The organism is Brevibacillus sp. SIMBA_040 (assembly GCF_046535075.1).
Taxonomy (GTDB): Bacteria; Bacillota; Bacilli; order Brevibacillales; family Brevibacillaceae; genus Brevibacillus.
On sequence record NZ_JAWRXI010000074.1, the window covers coordinates 1 to 371 of the forward strand.

Sequence of the window (371 nt, forward strand, 5' to 3'; positions counted from 1 at the left end):
CACTCGCCGTCGTCGTCGCCAGCCTGGGCGACCGAGCTACATCCGCCCGGATGCCCTGCGCTCCACAACTTCACCAGTTCGGCCCACACCGTTTTGCCGCTGCCAAGCGGACCGATCACCATGGAATGGCCAACGCAGCGCCCGTGAGGGGTGAACTTGAACGGCTCAATCTTCTCTGTCATTGCCTGCTCCGTAATGTCTTCAATCTGATTTTATCATCTCACAATTATGCGCCCGGTAGCGACGTTTCCAACGTCAGAAGCCGCTTTTTCATCGTGCGCGGCCACCCCCACTTTTCCTCTGCCAGCATGACCGGCGTTTCCCGAGCATTGAGTGGGGCGACGGCGGGACTCGAACCCGCGACACAAACT

1 protein-coding gene is annotated in these 371 nt (G+C 59.6%); it reads right to left on the reverse strand.

Features of this window, described 5'->3' with window-relative positions; all coding sequences use genetic code 11:
• Positions 1–182, reverse strand: a 182-nt coding sequence (locus SB752_RS32015; protein WP_045577551.1) for a hypothetical protein, incomplete at its 3' end; no start/stop codon positions are given.
• Positions 183–371: the final 189 nt, after the last annotated feature.